The sequence below is a fragment of the Uliginosibacterium paludis genome, from assembly GCF_039631355.1.
Taxonomy (GTDB): domain Bacteria; phylum Pseudomonadota; class Gammaproteobacteria; order Burkholderiales; family Rhodocyclaceae; genus Uliginosibacterium; species Uliginosibacterium paludis.
Genome location: NZ_JBDIVF010000002.1, coordinates 597398 through 618181 on the forward strand (window position 1 = coordinate 597398; position 20784 = coordinate 618181).

The 20784-nt window shown below is 68.3% G+C and carries 19 protein-coding genes; 7 read left to right on the top strand and 12 right to left on the bottom strand.

Annotated elements, in window-relative coordinates:
- Positions 1-541: 541 nt before the first annotated feature.
- Positions 542-1441: a LysR family transcriptional regulator gene (locus ABDB87_RS07865; RefSeq protein ID WP_345925704.1), complete on the bottom strand. Its 900-nt coding sequence runs from the start codon at positions 1439-1441 to the stop codon at positions 542-544.
- Between the two features lie 109 nt (positions 1442-1550).
- Between ABDB87_RS07865 and ABDB87_RS07870 the strand changes: the two genes are divergently transcribed.
- From ABDB87_RS07870 to ABDB87_RS07890, 5 genes are all read left to right on the top strand, one after another.
- Positions 1551-2432, top strand: a complete 882-nt coding sequence (locus ABDB87_RS07870) for an MBL fold metallo-hydrolase (protein WP_345925705.1) — start codon at positions 1551-1553, stop codon at positions 2430-2432.
- A gap of 422 nt (positions 2433-2854) precedes the next feature.
- Positions 2855-3547: a DsbA family protein gene (locus tag ABDB87_RS07875; RefSeq protein ID WP_345925707.1), complete on the top strand. Its 693-nt coding sequence runs from the start codon at positions 2855-2857 to the stop codon at positions 3545-3547.
- 210 nt (positions 3548-3757) lie between these two features.
- Entirely contained in the window at positions 3758-4228 is a 471-nt protein-coding gene (locus ABDB87_RS07880) for a RidA family protein (protein WP_345925709.1), read from the top strand.
- A 68-nt stretch (positions 4229-4296) separates the two neighbouring features.
- Positions 4297-4671, top strand: coding sequence for a YkvA family protein (locus tag ABDB87_RS07885; protein WP_345925711.1), 375 nt, complete (start codon positions 4297-4299; stop codon positions 4669-4671).
- Positions 4668-4997 (top strand): hypothetical protein, encoded by a 330-nt coding sequence (locus ABDB87_RS07890; RefSeq protein ID WP_345925713.1) that lies wholly within the window; start codon positions 4668-4670, stop codon positions 4995-4997. The genes ABDB87_RS07885 and ABDB87_RS07890 overlap by 4 nt, the downstream gene beginning before the upstream one ends.
- On the opposite strand, the gene ABDB87_RS07895 is transcribed toward ABDB87_RS07890, so the two are convergent.
- The 5 genes from ABDB87_RS07895 to ABDB87_RS07915 all read right to left on the bottom strand — a co-directional run bounded on the left by ABDB87_RS07895 (position 4992) and on the right by ABDB87_RS07915 (position 10566).
- A complete protein-coding gene (locus ABDB87_RS07895; protein ID WP_345925715.1) occupies positions 4992-6509 on the bottom strand; it encodes a tripartite tricarboxylate transporter permease in 1518 nt (505 codons plus the stop codon). The two genes, ABDB87_RS07890 and ABDB87_RS07895, sit on opposite strands and share 6 nt — an antisense overlap.
- Before the next feature lie 54 nt (positions 6510-6563).
- Positions 6564-7058, bottom strand: a complete 495-nt coding sequence (locus ABDB87_RS07900; RefSeq protein ID WP_345925717.1) for a tripartite tricarboxylate transporter TctB family protein — start codon at positions 7056-7058, stop codon at positions 6564-6566.
- Positions 7055-8032, bottom strand: a complete 978-nt coding sequence (locus ABDB87_RS07905; protein ID WP_345925719.1) for a Bug family tripartite tricarboxylate transporter substrate binding protein — start codon at positions 8030-8032, stop codon at positions 7055-7057. The genes ABDB87_RS07900 and ABDB87_RS07905 overlap by 4 nt, the downstream gene beginning before the upstream one ends.
- Before the next feature lie 323 nt (positions 8033-8355).
- Positions 8356-9828 (bottom strand): pectate lyase family protein, encoded by a 1473-nt coding sequence (locus ABDB87_RS07910; RefSeq protein ID WP_345925721.1) that lies wholly within the window; start codon positions 9826-9828, stop codon positions 8356-8358.
- A gap of 306 nt (positions 9829-10134) precedes the next feature.
- Positions 10135-10566, bottom strand: coding sequence for a DoxX family protein (locus ABDB87_RS07915; RefSeq protein WP_345925723.1), 432 nt, complete (start codon positions 10564-10566; stop codon positions 10135-10137).
- A 179-nt stretch (positions 10567-10745) separates the two neighbouring features.
- Here ABDB87_RS07915 and ABDB87_RS07920 point away from each other — a divergent pair, with 179 nt between their 5' ends.
- Together ABDB87_RS07920 and ABDB87_RS07925 are read left to right on the top strand one after the other, a co-directional pair.
- Positions 10746-11672, top strand: coding sequence for a LysR family transcriptional regulator (locus ABDB87_RS07920; protein WP_345925726.1), 927 nt, complete (start codon positions 10746-10748; stop codon positions 11670-11672).
- A 33-nt stretch (positions 11673-11705) separates the two neighbouring features.
- Positions 11706-12473, top strand: coding sequence for a hypothetical protein (locus ABDB87_RS07925; protein WP_345925728.1), 768 nt, complete (start codon positions 11706-11708; stop codon positions 12471-12473).
- A gap of 37 nt (positions 12474-12510) precedes the next feature.
- On the opposite strand, the gene ABDB87_RS07930 is transcribed toward ABDB87_RS07925, so the two are convergent.
- From ABDB87_RS07930 to ABDB87_RS07955, 6 genes are all read right to left on the bottom strand, one after another.
- The gene (locus tag ABDB87_RS07930; protein ID WP_345925730.1) at positions 12511-15666 is read right to left on the bottom strand and encodes an efflux RND transporter permease subunit; all 3156 of its coding nucleotides are present in this window, start codon (positions 15664-15666) and stop codon (positions 12511-12513) included.
- A 124-nt stretch (positions 15667-15790) separates the two neighbouring features.
- Positions 15791-17296, bottom strand: a complete 1506-nt coding sequence (locus ABDB87_RS07935; RefSeq protein ID WP_345925732.1) for an efflux RND transporter periplasmic adaptor subunit — start codon at positions 17294-17296, stop codon at positions 15791-15793.
- Complete coding sequence (locus tag ABDB87_RS07940) at positions 17293-18588, bottom strand: TolC family protein (RefSeq protein ID WP_345925734.1); 1296 nt, start codon at positions 18586-18588, stop codon at positions 17293-17295. Before ABDB87_RS07940 ends, ABDB87_RS07935 begins: the two co-directional genes overlap by 4 nt.
- A gap of 10 nt (positions 18589-18598) precedes the next feature.
- Positions 18599-18934: a copper-binding protein gene (locus ABDB87_RS07945; protein ID WP_345925736.1), complete on the bottom strand. Its 336-nt coding sequence runs from the start codon at positions 18932-18934 to the stop codon at positions 18599-18601.
- Positions 18935-19001: 67 nt separating this feature from the next.
- Entirely contained in the window at positions 19002-19364 is a 363-nt protein-coding gene (locus ABDB87_RS07950; protein ID WP_345925738.1) for a hypothetical protein, read from the bottom strand.
- A gap of 50 nt (positions 19365-19414) precedes the next feature.
- The gene (locus tag ABDB87_RS07955) at positions 19415-20653 is read right to left on the bottom strand and encodes a putative acyl-CoA thioester hydrolase (protein WP_345925739.1); all 1239 of its coding nucleotides are present in this window, start codon (positions 20651-20653) and stop codon (positions 19415-19417) included.
- Positions 20654-20784 lie beyond the last annotated feature (131 nt).

The following is a 20784-nucleotide window of genomic DNA, read 5'->3' on the forward strand; positions in this document are numbered from 1 at the left end:
CCCTACGCCAGACCCGCCAGAAGTAGGGCGCCCTGAGCAAAGCGAAGCGCGCCGAAGCGTTGGGCCGGGCGAGGGGCGGTAGCCCGGATGAAGGCCGAAGGCCGGAATCCGGGGCTTTCCTGGCGTCCGGCTCCGGATTCCGCTGTGTTGCATCCGGGCAGCCAATAGTCTTCGGGATTTCAACCAGGTCATGCGGCGCGCTTCGCTGCGCTCAGGGCGCCCTACGCCAGACCCGCCAGAAGTAGGGCGCCCTGAGCAAAGCGAAGCGCGCCGAAGCGTTGGGCCGGGCGAGGGGCGGTAGCCCGGATGAAGGCCGAAGGCCGGAATCCGGGGCTTTCCTGGCGTCCGGCTCCGGATTCCGCTGTGCTGCATCCGGGCAGCCAATAGTCTTCGGGATTTCAATCAGCTCATGTGGCGCGCTTCGCTGCGCTCAGGGCGCCCTACGCCAGACCCGGCCGGCCGCAGGCCCGACTCTCTACTCCCCACTCCCGCCGTAAACTCAGCACTCAGCACTCAGCACCCAGCACCCAGCCCTCAGCCCTCAGCCACTCAATCGCCCGGGTTCGGCCAGCCATCCCGCCAGGAAATCCAGCATCGCGCGGAGCAGGGCGGGCTGGTATTCGCGGGAGCTGTAGAGGGCGTGGATGCCCAGGGTTTGCGGGCGTTCGCGGGGCAGCAGGGCCACCAGGGCGCCGCTGGCGATCAGCGGGGCGGCGGAGTAGGCGGGTTGCAGCGTGATGCCGGCGCCGTCGACGGCGGCCTGCAGCAGGGACATCGAATCGTTCGCGCTGAGCCGCCCGGCCACCGGCACCTGCAGCAGGCCGTCCGCGCGTTCGAACTGCCACAGGCTCTTGCCGTAGTAGGCATAGGTGAGGCAGTCGTGGTGGGCGAGGTCTTCGGCGCGCTCCGGTCTGCCATGTGCGGCGAGGTAGGCCGGCGAGGCGCAGACCACCGAGGCGCATTCGCCGATGCGGCGGGCGATCAGGCCGGGCTCCAGATGATTGGTGATGCGGATCGCGAGGTCGATGCGCTCTTCCACCAGATTCACCGCCTTGTAGCCGACCTGCAGGTCGATGGCGGCTTGCGGATGCAGCGTGAGGAAGCGCGCCATCGCGCTGGCGAGCGTGGCCTGCACCAGCGAGGGCGCGCAGGCGATGCGCAGGATGCCGGTGAGCGCATCACCCCCCTGCTCGCCGGCGAGTGGCACCTGGCCGGCGAGCGCAAGCATTTCGCGGCAGCGCGCGAGAGTGGCTTCGCCGGCGGAGGTGAGGCTCACACGGCGCGTGCTGCGGTGAAAGAGGCGGGCGCCGGCCCAGCTTTCCATCTCGGCCAGATGGCGTGTGACCATCGCGCGCGACATGTCCAGCAGCTCGGCGGCAGCAGTGAGGCTGCCGCGCTCGGCAATGGCGACGAAGACCTGTGCGGCCTGGATGCGGTCCATGGATATGATCGAATGAAGAAATAATCCATTGCAGATTAGCCTGTTTATCGGTCAGGTGCGCGTGCTTAAGCTGCACACACCTCAACTGATTTCCAAACAGGACCAGATCATGAACCGCCGCCCCCTCGTTTCCGCCCTCGTCGCCGCAAGCCTCCTCGCCACCCTGCCCGCTGCGCACGCCGCCGGCCTCAAGCTCGACGCCTACAACCCCGGCGAAAACGCAGTCTTTCCAGTCACATCCAGCATCATCAGCGGCGAGCATGACGCGATCCTGGTGGACGCCCAGTTCCAGCGCAACGACGCCGAAGCGCTGGTGCAGAAGCTGCGCGCGAGCGGCAAGACCCTGCGCACCGTGTATGTGAGCCACTGCGATCCGGACTACTACTTCGGGCTGGACGTGATCCAGGCCGCTTTCCCCGAAGCCCGCATCGTGGCCACCGCGCCGACGGTTGAACACATCAAGGCGACGATGGAAGGCAAGCTCGCCTACTGGGGCCCGATCCTGAAGGACAAGGCGCCGCAGAAGCTGGTGCTGCCGGAAGTGCTGGCGGGCGACTCGCTGAGCCTGGAAGGCCAGCGCATCGAGATTCGTGGCCTGAAGAGCGCCGCGCCGGATCGCAGCTATCTGTGGATTCCCTCGCTGAAAACGGTGGCAGGCGGCGTGGTGGTCTCCAGCGGCATCCATGTGTGGGTGGCGGACACGCAGACGCCTGAGTCGCGCCAGACCTGGCAGAGCACGCTGGCCGGCATCGCCGCGCTGAAGCCCGCCCGCGTCGTGCCCGGCCACTACCTCGGCAAGGAGCCCGCAGGCATCGCAGCAGTGCGCTACACCGCCGACTACCTGAAGGCCTTCGAAGCTGAAGCCGCCAAGGCCGGCGACGCCGCCGCACTGAGCGCCGCCATGAAGCAGCGCTACCCGCAAGCCGGCGAAGCCGCCTCGCTGGAGCTGTCGGCCAAGGTCATCAAGGGCGAGATGAAGTGGCCGCAGTGACACGCCCCGGGAAAAGCAACTGAAGTGTCGCGAGGCCTAGCCCGGATGCAGGCCGAAGGCCGGAATCCGGGGGCGGGCTTTGACAGGCGCGCACCCGGATTCCGCTGCGCTGCATCCGGGCTACGATTGCTGCCGCCTGTGGCGGAGTGCTGAGGATTGGGTGCTGAGACAGGAGGGAGGGCTTTTGTTCGCCAACCGCCAAGCCTCCGCCCAACCCAGCCGGCCGCAGGCCCGACTCCCGACTCTCCACTCCCCATAAACTCAGCACCCAGCACCCAGCACCCAGCACCCAGCACCCAGCTCCAGCCCTCCGCCAAACCCAGCCGGCCGCAGGCTCGACTCCCGACTCCCGACTCTCCACTCCCCATAAACTCAGCACCCAGCCGCAGGCGGCAGCCCCCCGCCCCAACAAGGAAAAAACCATGAACACCCTGCACTACATTTTCGATCCCCTCTGCGGCTGGTGCTATGCCGCCGCCCCGCTGATCTCGGCCGCGCGCAAGCTGCCCGGCCTCGCGATCGCGTTTCATGGCGGTGGCATGCTCACCGGCAGCCGCCGGCAGACCATCACCCCGCAGTGGCGCGACTATGTGATGCCGCATGACCGCCGCATCGCGCAGATGACCGGCCAGCCTTTCGGCGAAGCCTATTTCGAAGGACTGCTGCGCGACACCAGCGCGGTCATGGATTCCGCTCCGCCCACCACCGCGATCCTGGCGGCCGAAGACATCGCCGGGCGCGGGCTGGACATGATCCAGGCCCTGCAGCATGCGCATTACGCCGATGGCCGCCGGATTGCCGACCGCCCGGTGCTGGACGCCATCGCCGCCGAGCTGGGGCTGGACGTCGCAGGCTTTGCTGCCGCCTTCGACCGCCTCGCCGGCGAGCCGACCGAGCGCCACTTCCGCGAGAGCATCGGCTGGCTCGGCCGCGCCGGCGGACAAGGCTTCCCGACCCTGCTGCTGGAAGACGCCAGCGGCCGCTTCAGCCGTATCGACATCGGCCGTTTCCTCGGCCAGCCGGAAGCCTTCGCCGCCGCGCTGCGCGAGCAATTGCCGGCGTCGGATGACGAAGTCATGCCGCATTGCGGGCTCGACGGCTGCACCGATCACTGATCGGAGCAGAGCGGTGCGCGGCCTGGGCGCTCTGCAGGGAAGCAGGGCGCACTGAGCGAAGCGAACTGCGCCGCACGCCATGGATCGCTCCCGGCTTCGCCGGACGGCGCGCGGCCACATCCGGCGGCCGCCGTACAATGAGGGCGAGGCTTGCGGGCCTGCGGTGTTCGCCGCAGGGTCCGGCGCTGCCTGTGTCGAGGAGCAGCATTCATGTCACGCGATGAAAGATTCAGGGCGGAAGCGCTCGCCCTTGGCTACAGCTTCGAGGGCGAGATCCGGATCGGCGGGCATTACTCGCCGCTGGTGCGCGACGGCGACACGCTCCATGTGAGCGGCCAGATTCCCCGGGTGGGCGACGAGGTGGTGGTGACCGGTGCGGCCGGTGAGGCGGTGGATCTCGACCGCGCCCGGCTCGCCGCGAAGATCTGCGTGCTGCGCGCGCTGGCGCTGATCCAGCGTTCGCTGGGCAGCCTCGATCAGGTGCGGCGCATTCCGGGCATGTCCGTCTTTGTACAGTCTGCCCGGCATTTCACCCAGCAGAGCGAGGTGGCGGATGCCGCGTCCGGCGTGCTCTTCAATGTGCTGGGCGAGGCCGGCGAGCATGCGCGGACGTCGGTGGGCGTCTATCAGCTGCCGAAGAATGCGACGGTCGAAGTGTCCCTGATCGCGAGCGTGGCGTAGTGGCCGATGGGTCGCGCCAGCGCAGCGGTTTGCCGTCCCCCGCGTCCGATGCGGCGGAGCCCGCGCCGGTGAGGCGTTTAGACCGCCTGCGGGAATGGGCGCGCCGCATCAGGCGGGATGTGGTCGCGGTCTATCTTGCCGCGCGCGACCCGGCCACGCCGCCGGGTGTCCGCCTGCTGGCCTGGATGCTCGCGGGCTATGCGCTCAGCCCGATCGACCTCATTCCGGATTTCATTCCCGTGCTGGGTTATCTCGACGATCTGCTGATCGTGCCGCTGGGCCTGCTGCTGGTGATCCGGCTGTTGCCGCCCGAAGTGCTGGCCGCCTCGCGGGCCCGCGCCGAGGCCTTGCTGGTGCGGCCGCGCAGCCGGGTGGCGGCAGCCGTGTTCATCGCCATCTGGGTCGCGGTGGCGGCGCTGTGCGTCGGGTGGCTGTGGCGATGAAGCGCGCGATCCTGATCGTGATTGCGCTGCAGATCCTGGCGGCCTTGCCCGGCATGGTCTGGCCCGGCTATCTCGATTCGCCGATCGGCCTGGCGCTGATGATGCCCTACCTGTCGGTCTATCTGCTCAGCGCGCTGGGCGTGCCCGGCCTGCTGGTGAATCAGGGCGCCTGCGGCTGGGGCTTGTGCCCGCCGACGCTGGCGGGCTGGTGCGTGGTGCTGACAAGCTGGCTGCTCGGCGTGTTGCTGCTGGCCTGGCCGCTGGCACAGCTGATCGGCCGGTCCGGTCGCGATGCGGGCGCGCACGACCGGACCCGGTCCTCATGAGCGCTTGCTGCCGGTCTGCACGTGCTCGCGCCGGCGCAGCTGGGCAACCAGGCGCGGCAGGATCAGCAGCACCGCGGCAATCACCAGGAAGCTGGCGGAGAGCGGCCGCGAGAAGAAGGTGCTCCAGTCGCCCTGACTGATCACCAGGGCCTGGCGCAGCGAGCGCTCCAGCATCGGGCCGAGGATCATGCCCACCACCAGCGGCGCGACCGGAATGTCGAGCCGGCGCATGGCGAAGCCGACCAGGCCGAAGACGAAGAGCAGGCCCACGTCGAAGATCGAGTTGCCGGCGCCATACACCGCGAGGGTCGAGATGACCAGGATGCCGGCATACAGCCAGCGCGGCGGAATCTTCAGCAGCTGCACCCACAGGCCTACCAGCGGCAGGTTCAGCAGCAGCAGGATCACGTTGCCCACATAGAGGCTCGCGATCAGTGTCCAGACCAGATCGCTCTGGGTGGCGAAGAGCATCGGGCCGGGCTGGATGCCGTAGCTCTCGAAGGCGGAGAGGATCACCGCCGCGGTCGCCGAGGTCGGAATGCCCAGGGTCAGCAGCGGCATCAGCACGCCGGCGGCCGCCGCGTTGTTGGCCGCCTCGGGCCCGGCCACGCCCTCGATCGCACCCTGGCCGAATTCCTCCGGATGGGCCGAGAGCTTCTTCTCGGTGTAGTAGGACAGCAGGGTCGGCAGCTCGGCGCCGCCCGCCGGCATCGCACCGATCGGAAAACCGTAGAAGGCGCCGCGCAGCCAGGGTTTCCAGCTGCGCTTCCAGTCGGATTTCGACAGCCACAGGCTGCCGCTCATGCGCATCACTTCGCCGCGGTTGAAGTGGCCCTGCCAGGCGAGGAACAGCGCTTCGCCCACCGCGAAGAGGCCCACCAGCACGACGGTGACCTCCACCCCATCGAGCAGCTCCAGATTGCCGAAGGTGAGCCGTGGCTGGCCGGTCTGCAGGTCGACGCCGACGAAGCCGATCATCAGGCCGAAGCTCAGCGCGATCAGGCCACGCAGGGTGGAGTTGCCGAGCACGGCAGACACCGCCACCAGCGCCAGCACCATGAGGCTGGCATATTCGGCCGGGCCGAAGCTCAGCGCGATGTCCACCACCCAGGGCGAGAAGAAGGTCAGCGCGATGGTGCCGATGGTGCCGGCCACGAAACTGCCGATGGCGGCGGTGGCCAGTGCCGGGCCGGCGCGCCCGCGCCGTGCCATCTTGTTGCCTTCCAGCGCGGTGACGATGGTGGCCGATTCGCCCGGCGTGTTGATCAGGATCGAGGTGGTTGAGCCGCCATACATCGCGCCGTAGTAGATGCCGGCGAAGAGCACGAACATGGCTTCCGGGCCGACCTTGAAGGTCAGCGGCAGCAGCAGGGCGATGGTGAGGGCCGGCGCGATGCCCGGCAGCACGCCGACCAGGGTGCCGATGAAGCAGCCGGCGAAACCCCAGATCAGGATGCCGGGCGACAGCGCGTGGGCGAATCCGCCCAGCAGGGCGTCGAATGTTGATGTCATGCAGGATTCCTCAGTCGGAGGGGCCGGCCAGCGGCCGGCGCAAGGTTCGCGGGTTCAGCCCAGACGCCAGCTGCCGACATGGATCAGCCCGCCCAGCTGCACGCCCAGCAGCTGATCGAAGAGCGCCCAGACGACCAGGGTCAGGATCGCGCCGATCAGCAGCGCATGCGGAAAGGACCGGCTGCCGAAGGCCTTGGCAAACAGCGCGAAACCCGCCATGCCGGCCAGGCCCACGCCGGTGAAGGCGAGCAGGCAGAAAAGCGTGACGAGGCCGGCTACCAGCCAGCCCGCGCGCGCCAGACCGCCGGGGTCGGGAGCTTCCTCCGGATCATTGACGGCATCGGGCACGCGGCCCTGCCAGGCCGCCTGGGTGAAGCCCATGGCCAGCACCAGCAGGAAGCCGGCCACCAGGGCCGGTAGCATGCGTGGCCCGAGGCCGTCGTCCAGCACCGGTTTCGGAATGTGTGCCACCGCGGCAAGCAGGGCCACCGCCGCGCCGAACATGGCGATGCCGGCGGCCACTGCAAAGGCCTTGCGTGGAGCGCTCATGAAGCGAGACCCAGGCTCTTCATGACGGCTTCGGTTTCCGCCAGGTCGCGGTCGAGCTCGGTCTGGAAGGCCGGCCCGGCGAGGAAGACGTCCGTCCATTCGCGTTTCTCGAGCACCTCATGCCAGGCCGTCGACTTGCTCAGCGCGGCCATGAAGTCGGTCAGCGCCTGGCGCTGCGCCGGGCTGATGCCCGGGGGCGCGAACACGCCGCGCCAGTTGGCGGCGGCCACATCGGTGCCCAGCTCCTTCAGCGTGGGAATGTCTACACCCGGAATGCGCTTGTTGCCGGACACGGCCAGCGCGCGCAGGCGGCCCGCCTTGATGTGTTCGGCGAATTCCGAATAGCCCGAGATGCCGGCGGTGACCTGATTGCCGATTACCGCAGCTACCGCCTGGCCGCCGCCCGAGAAGGCGACATAGGCGGCGTCCTTCGGATTGCCCTTGAGCGCCCTGACCAGCAGCCCGAGCAGCAGGTGGTCGGTGCCGCCGGCACTGCCGCCCGCCACGCTGACGGCTTTCGGGTTCGCGGCCAGCGCGGTGGCGAGATCCTTCCAGCTCTTGTGCGGGCTGGCGGCCGGCACCACGATGACGCTGGATTCCTCGGTCAGCCGCGCGATCGGCGTCACGTCGCGGATGGTGACCGGGCTCTTGTTGGCGATGCCGGCACCGACCATCACCGAGCCGCCGACCATCAGCGCATTGCCCTGACCCTTGCGCTGGTTCACGAACTTCGGCAGGCCGACCATGCCGCCGGCACCGGCCACGTTTTCGAACTGGAAGCCGCCGGCCAGGCCGGCCGCGCGGGCTGCGGCCTCAATGGCGCGGGCGGTGCTGTCCCACCCGCCGCCGGGGGCGGCCGGCACGAACATGCTGATGGAATCAAACAGGGGCGCCGCGAAAGCCATGCGCGGCAACAGGGTAGCTAGCGGCGCGCAGGCGGCGCCCAGCAGCAGGCTGCGACGGGTGATGCTCATGATCTTCTCTCCTTGGGTATCCGGCAGCCTCGGGACTGCACCTGTATGAGCCGGCTTGAAGCCGGCCTTGCGGGAATCATCGGACGCCTTCCCTTTGCCCGCTATAGTGGTTAGCAGCAGTCCCGGGCAGGCCGGAAAACTTGCTGCAGCGCGGAATCCGGGGTCGCGAGCGCGCTTGCCGCCGGCATGCCGCGGACATGTGCCGGGGCGGGTGGCACTGCTGCGCGCTCAATCCGCCAGGGTGGCCGGCGAATGAAAAAAGCCCGCCGGCAGCGGGCTGTCGGGCGGGCTTCAGGAGGCGGACCGGACGAGCCGGTCCCGGCTCACTTCTGGTAGGCGCACTTGTTCGGGTTGCCGGCGGGGTCCGAGCCGAAGGCCGCGACCGTGCAGGCAATGCTCTTGCCCACGCCCACATACTTGCTGACCCAGTGGCCCTTGCGGCCGAAGGCGACCCAGCCGGTGCCGGCACTCACGCTGCAGGTTTCGCCCAAGGCGGCGCATTTGCCGAAGCCGTCCGGATAGTCACCGCTGCCGCTCAGGGTCGGCGCGCCCGTGCTGGAGGATGCGGCGCTGCTGCTTGCTGCGCTGCTCGATGCGGCGCTCGAGCTGGCCGTGCTGCTGGCCGCACTGCTGCTCTTGCTGGAGCTCGCGCTGCTGGCGGCGCTCGCCGTGCTGCTTGATGCGCTGCTGCTGCTCCCGCTCAGGCTGCAGTCGTCATCGGTCCTGAGGCCCTTGCCGGCGCCGGCGAGGCTCTTCACCACCGTTTTCACGCTCGCCGCCGCACAGGCCTTGTAGCTGTAGCCGAGGGCTTCGGGATAGCTCCGGGTGGTCGTCCAGTCGGTCGCGTCCTTGCTGGGCGACGAATCGCTCGCCACCCAGGTGATGCCGTAGGTGCCGAAGTCGTTCGGGCTGGTGATGTTGTTGTTGCGCAGGTCCCAGTAGCCCAGCGCGGAGCTGTCACGCGAGGTCACCGGGTTCTGCGAGTTCTCGAAGTAGTTCGCTTCGATCAGCGACACCGCGCCCATGCGCAGGTTGGCGCCCGAGGTGACGAGCTTGTTGAAGTAGTTGTTGTAGAGGTGCGAGAGGCCGCCACGCTGCAGCGGCGCGCGCGAGCCCACGTTCTCGATCCAGTTGTGATGCCAGGTGATGTAGCGGCTGGAGGTGTCGCTGTCGGTGTAGCCGTTGAGGCTCATCTTGTGATGGTCGTGCAGGTAGTTGTACGACAGCGTGATGTGATGCGCGCCCTTCTTGGAGTCGATCATGCCGTCGAACTCGGTGTCCCCCGCGCCGCCGCATTCGACCATCGAGGTGTAGAAGGTGTTGTGGTCCACCCAGACATAGCCCGGCGCGCCGGTGGAGTTGCCCTCGATCGACACGATGTCGGAGTCCGAGCCGCCCGGGGTCAGCGCGATGCTCATGTTCTGGATGATGATGTTGCTCGACGCACCCACCACGCGGATGCCGAAGTTGGCCGAGGAGCCGTCGGCGCCGATGATCGAGATGTTGCCCTTGTTCTTGATCTCGAGGATCTGCGCCGCCTTGCCGTGCTGTGCACAGGCATCGGTGATGGTCGAGAAATCGAAGCTGCCGGTGTATTTCAGAACCAGGCCCCCGCTGCCGGAATAGGCATCGACGGCCGCCTGGGCCTGGGCCAGCGTGCTGACCGTGACCGGCGTGGCGCTGCCGCCACCGGTGGTGCCGGCGGCGTAGCCGATCGGGCCGGCCTGCGCGGCACCGGTGGCGAGGAAGGAAGCCAGCGCGAGGGCGCTGAACAGGGGTTTGCTGCGGAAGTGCATGGTTTTCTCCAGTCTGTCCGGCCGCTTGACGGCCTGTTGTGTGATACGGCGCGCGCAGTCTGGGAGCCGCCGGAGTAAGGGACAACCCTTATCCGACGGATATGACGAATGGGCGGCCGGAAATGCTTACGGCATGGAGCGGATTCGCTTGCAGGGCGGGGCTTTTCGCGGGCCCGGGCCGTTCGTCACCGGGCGTGGAGCGCTGCATCGAGCCATGAAGGTTGTCGTCACGATCGGCGTTTCCGGGGCACAAAAAAGCCCTGTCCCGCAACGCAGGACAGGGCTCGCTTCAGCAGCGTGCGGCGTTCAGGCGCGCTGCGGGAAGAGGAAGGAGAAACGGCCGTAGCTGTTCAGCTCGCGCTTCCAGGCGTCCAGCGCCAGGACCACCGAAATGCCGGCCCAGACGAACAGATACTCGACGCCGCCGAGATTCCAGAACCAGCCCAGACCCTTGGTGGCGATCGTCGCGTAGGCGGCCACGGCCAGCACGCTGGCCGAGATCAGGCCGATCCACTTGGTCAGGATGTTGAAGGTGAGGCCGATCGCGCAGACGGTTTCCATCACCAGCGCGAGGATCAGGAAGAACATCGGCGGCTGGAAGCCGGCGCGGGCGAAGAAGGCGGCGGAGCCGGCCATGCCGAAGAGCTTGAAGAAGACGTGCGGTACATAGAGCAGGCCGGCGGCCACGCGGATCGGAACGATGGGATCGAAATCCCGGAGGAAGCTGCTTGAGGACATGGTTGTCTCCCGGAGAGTGTTTGACCGCGGACTTTTGACAGTCTGGTCAGGATTGGAAATCGGATGTCCCGACTCTATCGATCCACACAAGAGGGATAAACAACGCAAACGGCGACAAATCATTTCTCGCGCGTTGATAATGCAGGCGGGTATTCCCGCCCGGTCTGAAGGATGAGCAGATGGATACGCTGACCAGCATGCGGGTTTTTGCCACGGTGGTGGAAACACGCAGCTTCACCGCCGCGGCCAACCGGCTCGCGATCTCGACCGCCATGGCTTCCAAGCATGTCCAGCATCTCGAAGCGCACCTGGGCACCCGCCTGCTCAACCGCACCACCCGCAAGCTCTCGCTGACCGACTCCGGTCTGGCCTATTTCGAGCGCTGCAGCCAGATCCTGGCCGACATCGACGAGAGCGAAGCCGAGGCGGTGAGCCTCACCGCCCGGCCGCACGGCACGCTGCGCGTGACCATGCCTGTGTCATTCGCGGTGCGGCACATGGCGCCGATGCTGAGCCGCTACATGCAGCAGTATCCCGAGGTGCATCTGGACCTCTTCCTGAGTGACCGCCGCACCGACCTGATCGACAACGGGCTCGATCTCGCGCTGCGCATCGGTCCCTCGCCCGAGCCCAGCCTGATCGCCCGCCGGCTGGCGACCGACAGCATGATGATGTGTGCGTCCCCGGCTTATCTCGCACAGCACGGCCGGCCGCGCACGCCGGCGGAACTGGCCGGCCACAACTGCCTGCTCTACAGCTACGCCTCGATCGGCAATGAATGGCGCCTGCAGGGGCCGGATGGCGAGCAGGTCGTGAAGGTGGGCGGCACGCTGCGCATCAACAATGGTGACCTGCTCAACCAGATGGCCATCGCCGGCCACGGCATCATGTGCCAGCCGGAATTCCTCGTCCGTGCCGAGGTGGAGTCGGGCCAGCTGGAGGAAATCCTGCCGGACTACCGCATGGCGCCGATCGGCATCTACGCGGTCTATTCCAGCCGCAAGCATCTCTCGGCCAAGATCCGCAGCTTCGTCGACTGTCTGGTGGATTACCTCGCCGAGAAGGGAAAGCTTCAGCCCGATGCCGAAAAAGCTCAGCATGGCTGAGGGCGCGGTGTGCGCCCCGCAGGATTCCCGCTGATGAAACTCTTCTCCCTTCTGATGGCCGGCTTGTCCGCCCTGTGCTGCGTGAGCGGTGCGCAGGCCGCCGGGCTTTTCGACGCTCCCCTTGCCCATGAGCATCTGCCGCTCGAACGGGATCCGGTGAATCCGCAGGCCGAAGCCTGGCTGGACTGCATCGTGCACCCGGGTTTCGTGGTCAAGCAGGTTGATCGCGGCGAGGTCGGCGCCGAGCGCCTGGCGATCACCCGGCTCGCACCCGGGCAGAAGGCACCCGCCTGCAGGGTGGCTCCGGCGCGCGGCGAGCGCACGATTCCGGAATCCGATGGCGCCGGCTACTTCATGGGCGTGAAAGGCCGCTTCGCCTTCTTTGAAAGTGCGGATGGCTTCAATGGAGGCAGCTACCTGCTGGTGTATGACGCCCTCAATTTCAGGAAACTGCATGAGGCCCTGATCGAGCGGCTGGAGGCCGTCGAGCTGACGGGGCCGGCGCCCGCCACCGGGCTGCGCCTGCGCTACCGCGCGATGCACCTGGCGGACTGTTCGCTGCGGCAGGATCTCGCCGGCTGCTGGGCGGTGATCCAGCGGCTGACCGGGCTTCAGGGCGATGCGCCCGACTGCGCGGCGGCCTACGAACAGCTGGAAAACGATCTGCCGCCCGAGCGACGTGCGGACGCGGCAGCGGACCCGAGCGTGGTCGGCTACACGCTCGAAGCCCTCATCGATCCGGCCGGCCGGATCGAGCGCAAGGTGCTGCCGGGCAAGCTGGAGTGCTGGCCGGCGGAGTAGTCGGGGCGGCAGAAGCCGGCAGCGCCCCGGCAAGCACTCAGCTCATGTCACCGGCATTCGGCTCGACCTGTGTGGCGGCCCGCCGCCGCATCAGCAGCCAGGCTGCCGGAATCAGCAGCATCGAGAGCAGGGGCGCGGTGATCATGCCGCCCACCATGGGCGCGGCGATGCGCTGCATCACTTCCGAGCCGGTGCCCGTGCCCAACATGATGGGAAACAGGCCGGCGAGGATGGTCGCCACCGTCATCGCCTTGGGCCGCACGCGCAGCACCGCGCCTTCGCGGATCGCATCGAGCAGGGCTTCGCTGCCGTGCTGGCCGGCGGCGAGGCGGTCTTCCCAGGCGTGGCGCAGGTAGAGCAGCATGATCACGCCGAACTCGGCCGACACGCCGGCCAGCGCGATGAAGCCCACCGCCCCGGCTACCGAGAGGTTGTAGCCCAAAAGCCAAAGCAGCCAGATGCCGCCCACCAGCGCGAAGGGCAGGGTCGCCATGATCAGCAGCGCCTCGTCGACGCGGCGGAAGGTGAGGTAGAGCAGCAGGAAGATGATCAGCAGCGTGGCGGGCACCACGATCTTCATCTTCGCAGCGGCGCGCTCCATGTACTCGAACTGGCCGGACCAGCCGATGGCATAGCCCGGCGGCAGCTTCACCTGCTCGCCCACCGCGCGCTGCATGTCGTGCACGGTGCGCGCCAGATCGCGGCCGCGGATGTCGACATAGACCCAGCCGGAGAGGCGCGCGTTTTCGCTCTTGAGCATGGGCGCGTCGTCGCTGATGCGGATGCGCGCCACATCGCCCAGCAGCAGGCGCTGGCCGGTCGGCCCCACCAGCGGCAGTTCGCGCAGCGCCTGCACCGAATCGCGCAGTTCGCGCGGGTAGCGCACGCTGATCGGATAGCGGGCGAGGCCTTCCACCGTTTCACCCACGTTCATGCCGCCGATGGCAGAGGCCACCACGCTCTGCACGTCGGCCACATTCATGCCGAAGCGGGCGGCGGCATCGCGGTCGACATCCACATCCACATAGCGGCCGCCGGTGAGGCGCTCGGCCAGCGCCGAGCTCACGCCGGGCACCGCCTTCACGATGTGCTCGATCTGCGTGGTGAGGCGCTCGATTTCGGCGAGTGAGGCGCCGCCCACCTTGATGCCCACCGGGCTCTTGATGCCGGTGGCGAGCATATCGAGGCGGTTGCGGATCGGCGGCACCCAGATGTTCGCCAGGCCCGGCACCTTCACCGTGCGGTCGAGCTCCTCGACGAGCTTCTCCGGCGTCATGCCCGGCCGCCATGATTCGCGCGGCTTGAACTGGATGGTGATTTCGAACATCTCCAGCGGTGCCGGGTCGGTGGCCGTTTCAGCGCGGCCGGCCTTGCCGAACACATGCGCCACCTCGGGCACCGAGCGGATCAGGCGGTCGGTCTGCTGCAGCAGCTCGCCGGCCTTGCCGGCGGAGAGCCCGGGCAATGCCGTGGGCATGTAGAGCAAATCGCCCTCGTCCATCGCCGGCAGGAATTCGCCGCCGATGTGCTGCAGCGGCCACAGGCTCAGCAGCAGCGCCACGCCGGCCACCGCCAGGCTGGTTTTCGGCCAGGCCAGCACGCGGTCGAGCAGCGGGCGATAGAGCGCGATCAGTGCGCGGTTGAGCGGATTCTTCTGCTCGTCCGGAATGCGGCCGCGGATCAGGTAGCCCATCAGCACCGGCACCAGAGTCACGGCCAGCGCGGCGGAGGCCGCCATCGCCCAGGTCTTGGTGAAGGCGAGCGGCGCGAAGAGCCGCCCTTCCTGCGCTTCGAGCGTGAAGATGGGGATGAAAGAGAGGGTGATCACCAGCAGCGAGAAGAACAGTGCCGGGCCCACTTCTGCCGAAGCATCCGCGATCAGGCGCCAGTGCGTGGCGGGTGAGGGCTTTTCGCCGGGATGGGCGTGGGCCCATTTCTCCAGATGCTTGTGCGCGTTCTCGATCATCACCACCGCCGCATCCACCATCGCGCCGACGGCAATCGCGATGCCGCCGAGGCTCATGATGTTGGCATTGATGCCCTGCCAGCGCATGACGATGAAAGCCATCAGCACGCCCAGCGGCAGGGTGACGATCGCCACCAGCGAGGAGCGCAGGTGAAAGAGGAACAGGAAGCACACGAGGGCGACGACGATGAATTCCTCGATCAGCTTGTGGCCAAGGTTTTCCACCGCGCGCTCGATGAGGCCGCTGCGGTCGTAGGTGGGCACGATCTCCACGCCTTCCGGCAGGCTGGACTTGAGCGTTTCCAGCTTCGCCTTGACCGCATGCAGCGCTGCGAGCGCGTTCTTGCCGCTGCGCAGGATCACCACGCCGCCGGCCACCTCGCCCTCGCCATCGAGCTCGGCGATGCCGCGTCGCATCTCGGGCCCGGTCTGCACCGTGGCCACATCGCCCAGGCGCACGGAGACGCCCGCGTCGGTGCTGCGCAGCGGGATCTTGCGGAAGTCGTCCAGCGTTTTCAGATAGCCCGAGGTGCGCACCATGTACTCGGCTTCGCCGAGCTCCAGCACCGCGCCGCCGGTCTCCTGGTTCGCGGCCTGCAGGGCCTTCACCACCGCCTCGTGGCTGATCGAGTAGGCGCGCAGGCGGTCGGGGTCCAGCACCACCTGGTATTGCTTCACCATGCCCCCGATCGAAGCCACTTCGGCGACGTCTGCCACCGTCTTCAGCTCGTACTTGAGGAACCAGTCCTGGATCGAGCGCAGCTGGGCGAGGTCGTGCTTGCCCGTCTTGTCAACCAGCGCATAGCTGTAGATCCAGCCCACGCCGGTGGCATCGGGCCCGAGCGAGGCTTTTGCCGCCGCCGGCAGGCGCGACTGCACCTGGTTCAGATACTCCAGCACGCGCGAGCGCGCCCAGTAGAGGTCGGTGCCGTCCTCGAAGAGCACGTACACGAAGGAGTCGCCGAAGAAGGAGAAGCCGCGCACCGTTTTCGCGCCCGGCACCGAGAGCATGGTGGTGGTGAGCGGATAGGTGACCTGGTTCTCGACGATCTGCGGCGCCTGCCCCGGCCAGCTGGTGCGGATGATCACCTGCGTGTCGGAGAGGTCGGGCAGGGCGTCGAGCGGCGTGCGCTGCAGCGAAATCACGCCCCATGCCGTGAGCATGAGCGTGGCGATCAGCACCAGAAAGCGGTTGGTGATCGACCAGTGGATGAGCTTCGCGATCATGATCCGACCCTCATGCGTAGCCCGGATGCAGCGGAGCGGAATCCGGGGCCATCCTGGATGCAGCCATCCGTCCCGGATTCCGGCCTTTGGCCTGCATCCGGGCTACCAAAGCAGAGGCGCGCGATCATTTCCCGCCCTCCACCTTCATCACATGGGTGAGCTGCGGCTCGCCGCTCTCCGGCACGATGAAGGCGATATGGACCTTCGCGCCCGGGGCGATGTCCTTCGGCCAGCCTTCCTTCGGCAGCCGGAAGCCCATGGTCATCGCGCCCCATTTCAGCTCGGGGATGGGCGGGTGCGAGATCATGGCCATGTCATCGACCAGCGACTCGAACACCGCCATCACCTCATGCGTCCTCGCGCTGGCGAGCACCGGGGCGGAAGCTGCCGGCTCGGCAAGGCGGGTGCCGGTCGCGCGCAGGCTGGCTTCGGAATCGAGCAGGAACTGGCCGGAGACCACCACCTGCTGGCCGGCGTCCAGACCCTTGCGGATCTCGACCATGCCGGCAGCCTCCTGCCCGGTTTCCACCTCCACCGGGCGGTAGCGGCCCTCGCCTTCGGCAAGCATCACCACCGTGCGGCGGCCGGTGCGGATCAGCGCCTCAGCCGGCAGCTGCAGCACCTCGCGTGCTGCTGCGCCAAACGTGATGCGCACGAACATGCCGGGCGAGAGCCGTGCGCCGGGGTTGGCCAGCTCGATGCGCACCTTGAGCGTGCGCGTGGCGGCTTCCACTTCCGGCAGGATGGCCTGCACCCGGCCCTGGAAGCGCTGCTCAGGGAAGCCCGCAGCGCTGGCTTCCACCGCCATGCCGGGGCGCAGCAGCGCGGCCTGGCTTTCGGGCACGGCGGCATTCACCCACACGCTGTCGAGCGCGTTGAGGCGGAACAGCGTGCTGCCGGCACTCACCGTCATGCCCTCGCGCGCGGCGATCTCCACCACGCTGCCGGCCGCCGGCGCCGTGAGCGTGATGCGCGTCTGCACGCGGCCGCTCTTTTCCACCTGCGCGATCAGTGCGTCGCTCATGCCAGCCTGACGCATGCGGGCGCGGGCAGCGTCCACCAGCGCGGCGGTGTCGCCCTGCATGCGCGTGACGGCGAGGAATTCCTCCTGCGCCGCAATCCAGTCCGGCACATACAGCTCGGCCAGCGGCTGGCCCTTGGCAACGCGATCCAGCGTGGCGCGCACGAAGAGCTTTTCGACGAAGCCGGTGTTGCGCGCCTGGATCACGGTGAGGCCGCGCTCGTTCCAGTCCACGCTGCCGCTCGCATCGAGCTGCGGCGCCAGCGTGGCGCGGCTCACGGTGGCGGTGCGCAGGCCCAGGCTCTGCGTCTGGCGCGCACTCACGCTGATGCCGCCGTCATCGCCTCCGGCGTCGGCATAGACCGGCACCAGCTGCATGTCCATGAAGGGCGACTTGCCCGGCTTGTCGAAGCGCTGGCCGGGCACCATCGGGTCGTGCCAGTAGAGCACGCGGCGGCCGCTGGCCGGGTCGATCTTCGCGTCGCCGCTGGCTGTCATGGCGGCGGGGGCGGAATGCTGCGTGCCGAGGCGGTAGCCGCCATAGCCGACCGCGCCCAGCGCGATCAGCAGCGCGGCGGCGAGCGCGCTGGTCTTGAGGGGGTGATTCATCGTGCGTCTCCTTGCGCAGGCGTCGGCTGGCCGGCCTGCGGGGCGAGGTAATCGAGGCGGACGCGGCTGCGCGCGGCATCCAGCGCGGTGCGCAGGCGTTCCATGCGGGTGTCGATCAGGGCGCGACGGGCTTCGAGCGTCATGTCGAGCGTGGCAGTGCCGGCGCGGTAGGCGGCGAGCGTGGCTTCCACCTGCTGCGTGGCGAGCGGCACCAGCTGTGTGTCATAACGGGCGAGGCGGCGCTGATTGAGCTGCCATTCGCTGCGTGCGGCGGCTTCTTCGGCGCGGTATTCGCGCTGCGCGTCGTCCTGCTCGGCACGTGCGGCATCCGCCCGCGCGAGTGCGGCGGCGAGATCGCGGTCCTGCCGACCGGCGCGGTTCCAGGGCAGCGGCATCACCAGATTCACTGACACCATGTCGTTGAAGGCGGCGCCGCGCTTGCCATACATCACTTCCACCGCGAGGTCGGGCGTGCGGTCTTCGCGGGCGAGGCGCGCACTGGCGTCTGCCAGCGCCACGCGCCGCTCGGCGAGCAGCAGGCTGGGGTGGCGCAGATCCTCGGCAGGCGTGGCAACGGCCGGCGGCGCGAGGCTGGATTCGGCGTCGGCGGCCGGGCGGCGCGCGTCCGCTTCGCCGATCCAGCGCGCCAGCCTGGCCTGCGCCGAGGCGAGCTCGCGTTCGGTGCCGGCGAGCTGGTCTTCGACACGGCCCAGCGCGAGTGCTGCGCCGAGCAGGCCGGCCTGCAGACCGCGCCCGCTGCGGAAGGCGGCTTCGGCGGCCTGCTGCTGCAGGCGCAGTTCGCTGATCTGCTCGCCGAGCACCGTGCACATGCGCGTCATCCAGGCCACATCCAGCCAGGCCAGCGCGCTTTCGCGGCGGATGGTGGCAAGGCTGAGACCGGCTTCGGCGCGGGCCATGTCGGCTTCGCGGCCAGCCTGCTCGCGCCGGGCTTCGCGCCGGGCGCCGCGGGTGAGTTCCTGCATCACGCCGACGGTGCGCATAGTCATGCCTTCGCGGCCGAGATTCCAGGCGGCTTCACCGCTGACCGGCAGGTTGCTGACGCCCAGCTTCAGAACCGGGTCGGGCAGTTGAGCCGCCGAGACGGCCATTTCGCGCGCCGCCGATTCGCGCGCCTGCAGGGCCTGCAGTTGCGGCGCGCGGGCTTCGGCCAGGCGCTGGACTTCGGCGAGGCCCAGCGGCGTGCCGCCGGGGGATTCGAGGGCGAATGCGGCCGGCGCCGCCCCGGCAAGGGCGACGCTCAGCCAGACCGCCCGCAGGGGTCCGGAGAACATGGGGCTCTCCTCAGCGCTTGAGGGTGGTGACCGTCAGCGTGCCGCCGAGATCCTCGACACGCACGAGCACCTTGTCACCGGCCTTGAGGCCGGCGGGCAGCGCGAGCTTGCGATCCAGCGCGAAGACCATCGTCATGCCGGGCATGCCGAGGTTCTTCAGCTCGCCGTGGCGCAGCGTGATCTTGCCGGCCTTGAGGTCCAGCGCGCGGATTTCGGCCGGCGTGAGTTCGTCGCCCGCGTTCATGTGAGCGGCGTGATGGTCGTGGCCGGCGGTCTGGGCGAAGGCCGGCAGGGCAAATGCGGAGAGGGCGAGCAGCGCGCTCGCGAGGGCGATACGGAAGTTCATGACGGGTCTTTCCTGAAAGGTGAAAAGCGGACACGTGCGCAAACGGCGGACGTGCGGGGGCCTTGCTTCAGGAGAGCTGTCTGGGCGGGCGTTCGAGCCCGGCGGGAATGACGCCTTCGGGCGAGGGGCGCTCGCTGGCGCCGAAATGCCGCGCCGGGCGGGCGACCGGATGGAGCACGGCTTCGCTGGCCGCCATGACACCGGCACAGCAGGTGCTGCAGACCTTGCCCTTGGCCGGCACGGGTTTGCCCGGCAGATGCGGGCTGCTGTCGGCCATCGCCGAGGCGTCTTCATGGCAGCTGGTGGCCGACTGCGTCATGCCGCTTTCATGATGCGGACCCATTGCCGCCATGAGTGCCGCCGACACGCCCTGGACAGGGATTGTCAGCATCAGCATCAGCAGGAGGCAGTGGCGCAGGAGGCGAAGCATGGGCGCAGTTTAGTCCATCAGCGCGGCGGGAAGTTCATCCGCGCCGGATTTCAGGCCGGCCGTGCGCCGGGTCCGCGATTATTGAATTCCCACAGACGGTTGAAGGCCGGATCGTCCAGATCGCGGCCGGCTGCGCAGTTGCCGGCATGCGGCCGCGCACTGGTGGCGGCCCGACCCCAGGGGCTGGCCAGGCTGTAGGCCTCGTCGATGTGACTGTCGCGCACCAGCACCTGACCGTTGCTGGTCACGCCGGGCAGATAGCCGTTGCGGGCGGCAAAATCCCAGGAGCGGCCCAGGCAGCACTGGCCCTGCTGGCGATGGAAGGCATCCCCGGTGAAGCGGCACTGCAGCGCGAGGAAGCCGGTGGGGCGGTCATGCGGCGTGTTCGGCGCGAAGATGATCGCCGGGCGCAGGTGGCGGCTCGAGACCGAGTGGAAGTGGCAGGCCTCGAAGACCGCGCTGGCGCGGCCGAACACATAGTCGGTATCGCCTTCGATGTAGCAGTGGCGGGCGTACACGCGTGCGATCCGGTCGGTCGGGTAGGCGCCGAGGCGATTGTCGGGCCCGGCACGTTCGCCGGCGTTGCAGAAGAAGGTGTCCTGACGGCTGACCAGGCGGACGTCCTCCAGCCGGGTGCGGTCGCCATCCGAGCGCAGCGCCACGGCCTGGTGGGTGCTGCCGTCGACCGTGTCGAGCAGGGTGTTGGTAATGCTCAGGCGGCACAGCTCCAGATCCGGCGCCTGGCTCCAGAACACGGCCGCCGCCGGAGTGTCGATCAGCTGGCCGGCCGGCACGCCGGAGCAGGCCTCGTACATGTACCAGGCGGGGTCGCCGGGCTGGAATTCGCCTGCCGGATTCACCGCCGCGATGTAGTCGGCCACGCTCATGCGTGAATCCAGCGTCAGCTCCAGGCGCACCTCGGCGGCCGTCGCTCCCGAGCCGAAGAGCGTCAGCGGGGGCGCGTCAGCCGGGATGTAGACCACGCCGCGATAGCAGCCGGGCAACACGCGGATGTATTGGCGACCACGCCGGCCGCTGCGGATCGCGGCATTGACTGCGGCCTGCACGCTGGCATGGCTGCCGCCTTCGCCCACGGTGAAGTCGGCGTGTTCGAGCGTGAGGGCGCGCGCTTGCCATTCACCGTCGAGGGCGGACAGCAGCCCCCCCTGCGCGAGGTAACGCGCAGGCGTGAAGCATGCAGCCTCGCATGCGCTCAGCAGCGGACGGCTCGCGGAAGTCGCCTCGGGCGCGGCGGCTGCCGCGGGCGTGGGCGGAACGGCAATCGACATCTGGCAGGTCCTTTTGAGGCTGCTCTATTCGGGGAGGGATGTGGATGTTATCGGTCCCAAACTTAACATCCGGAGGGTAAATCCTCAAATCTTGTAAAGAAATGTTGTTGCATCCTTCCCGAGTCTGCCAG

Excerpts from the sequence above, each read along its gene's own strand:
- ABDB87_RS07865 (WP_345925704.1), bottom strand. The coding sequence starts at position 1,441 with ATGGACCGCATCCAGGCCGCACAGGTCTTCGTCGCCATTGCCGAGCGC.
- ABDB87_RS07870 (WP_345925705.1), top strand. The coding sequence starts at position 1,551 with ATGAACCGCCGCCCCCTCGTTTCCGCCCTCGTCGCCGCAAGCCTCCTC.
- ABDB87_RS07875 (WP_345925707.1), top strand. The coding sequence starts at position 2,855 with ATGAACACCCTGCACTACATTTTCGATCCCCTCTGCGGCTGGTGCTAT.
- ABDB87_RS07880 (WP_345925709.1), top strand. The coding sequence starts at position 3,758 with ATGTCACGCGATGAAAGATTCAGGGCGGAAGCGCTCGCCCTTGGCTAC.
- ABDB87_RS07890 (WP_345925713.1), top strand. The coding sequence starts at position 4,668 with ATGAAGCGCGCGATCCTGATCGTGATTGCGCTGCAGATCCTGGCGGCC.
- ABDB87_RS07895 (WP_345925715.1), bottom strand. The coding sequence starts at position 6,509 with ATGACATCAACATTCGACGCCCTGCTGGGCGGATTCGCCCACGCGCTG.
- ABDB87_RS07900 (WP_345925717.1), bottom strand. The coding sequence starts at position 7,058 with ATGAGCGCTCCACGCAAGGCCTTTGCAGTGGCCGCCGGCATCGCCATG.
- ABDB87_RS07905 (WP_345925719.1), bottom strand. The coding sequence starts at position 8,032 with ATGAGCATCACCCGTCGCAGCCTGCTGCTGGGCGCCGCCTGCGCGCCG.
- ABDB87_RS07910 (WP_345925721.1), bottom strand. The coding sequence starts at position 9,828 with ATGCACTTCCGCAGCAAACCCCTGTTCAGCGCCCTCGCGCTGGCTTCC.
- ABDB87_RS07915 (WP_345925723.1), bottom strand. The coding sequence starts at position 10,566 with ATGTCCTCAAGCAGCTTCCTCCGGGATTTCGATCCCATCGTTCCGATC.
- ABDB87_RS07920 (WP_345925726.1), top strand. The coding sequence starts at position 10,746 with ATGGATACGCTGACCAGCATGCGGGTTTTTGCCACGGTGGTGGAAACA.
- ABDB87_RS07925 (WP_345925728.1), top strand. The coding sequence starts at position 11,706 with ATGAAACTCTTCTCCCTTCTGATGGCCGGCTTGTCCGCCCTGTGCTGC.
- ABDB87_RS07930 (WP_345925730.1), bottom strand. The coding sequence starts at position 15,666 with ATGATCGCGAAGCTCATCCACTGGTCGATCACCAACCGCTTTCTGGTG.
- ABDB87_RS07935 (WP_345925732.1), bottom strand. The coding sequence starts at position 17,296 with ATGAATCACCCCCTCAAGACCAGCGCGCTCGCCGCCGCGCTGCTGATC.
- ABDB87_RS07940 (WP_345925734.1), bottom strand. The coding sequence starts at position 18,588 with ATGTTCTCCGGACCCCTGCGGGCGGTCTGGCTGAGCGTCGCCCTTGCC.
- ABDB87_RS07945 (WP_345925736.1), bottom strand. The coding sequence starts at position 18,934 with ATGAACTTCCGTATCGCCCTCGCGAGCGCGCTGCTCGCCCTCTCCGCA.
- ABDB87_RS07950 (WP_345925738.1), bottom strand. The coding sequence starts at position 19,364 with ATGCTTCGCCTCCTGCGCCACTGCCTCCTGCTGATGCTGATGCTGACA.
- ABDB87_RS07955 (WP_345925739.1), bottom strand. The coding sequence starts at position 20,653 with ATGTCGATTGCCGTTCCGCCCACGCCCGCGGCAGCCGCCGCGCCCGAG.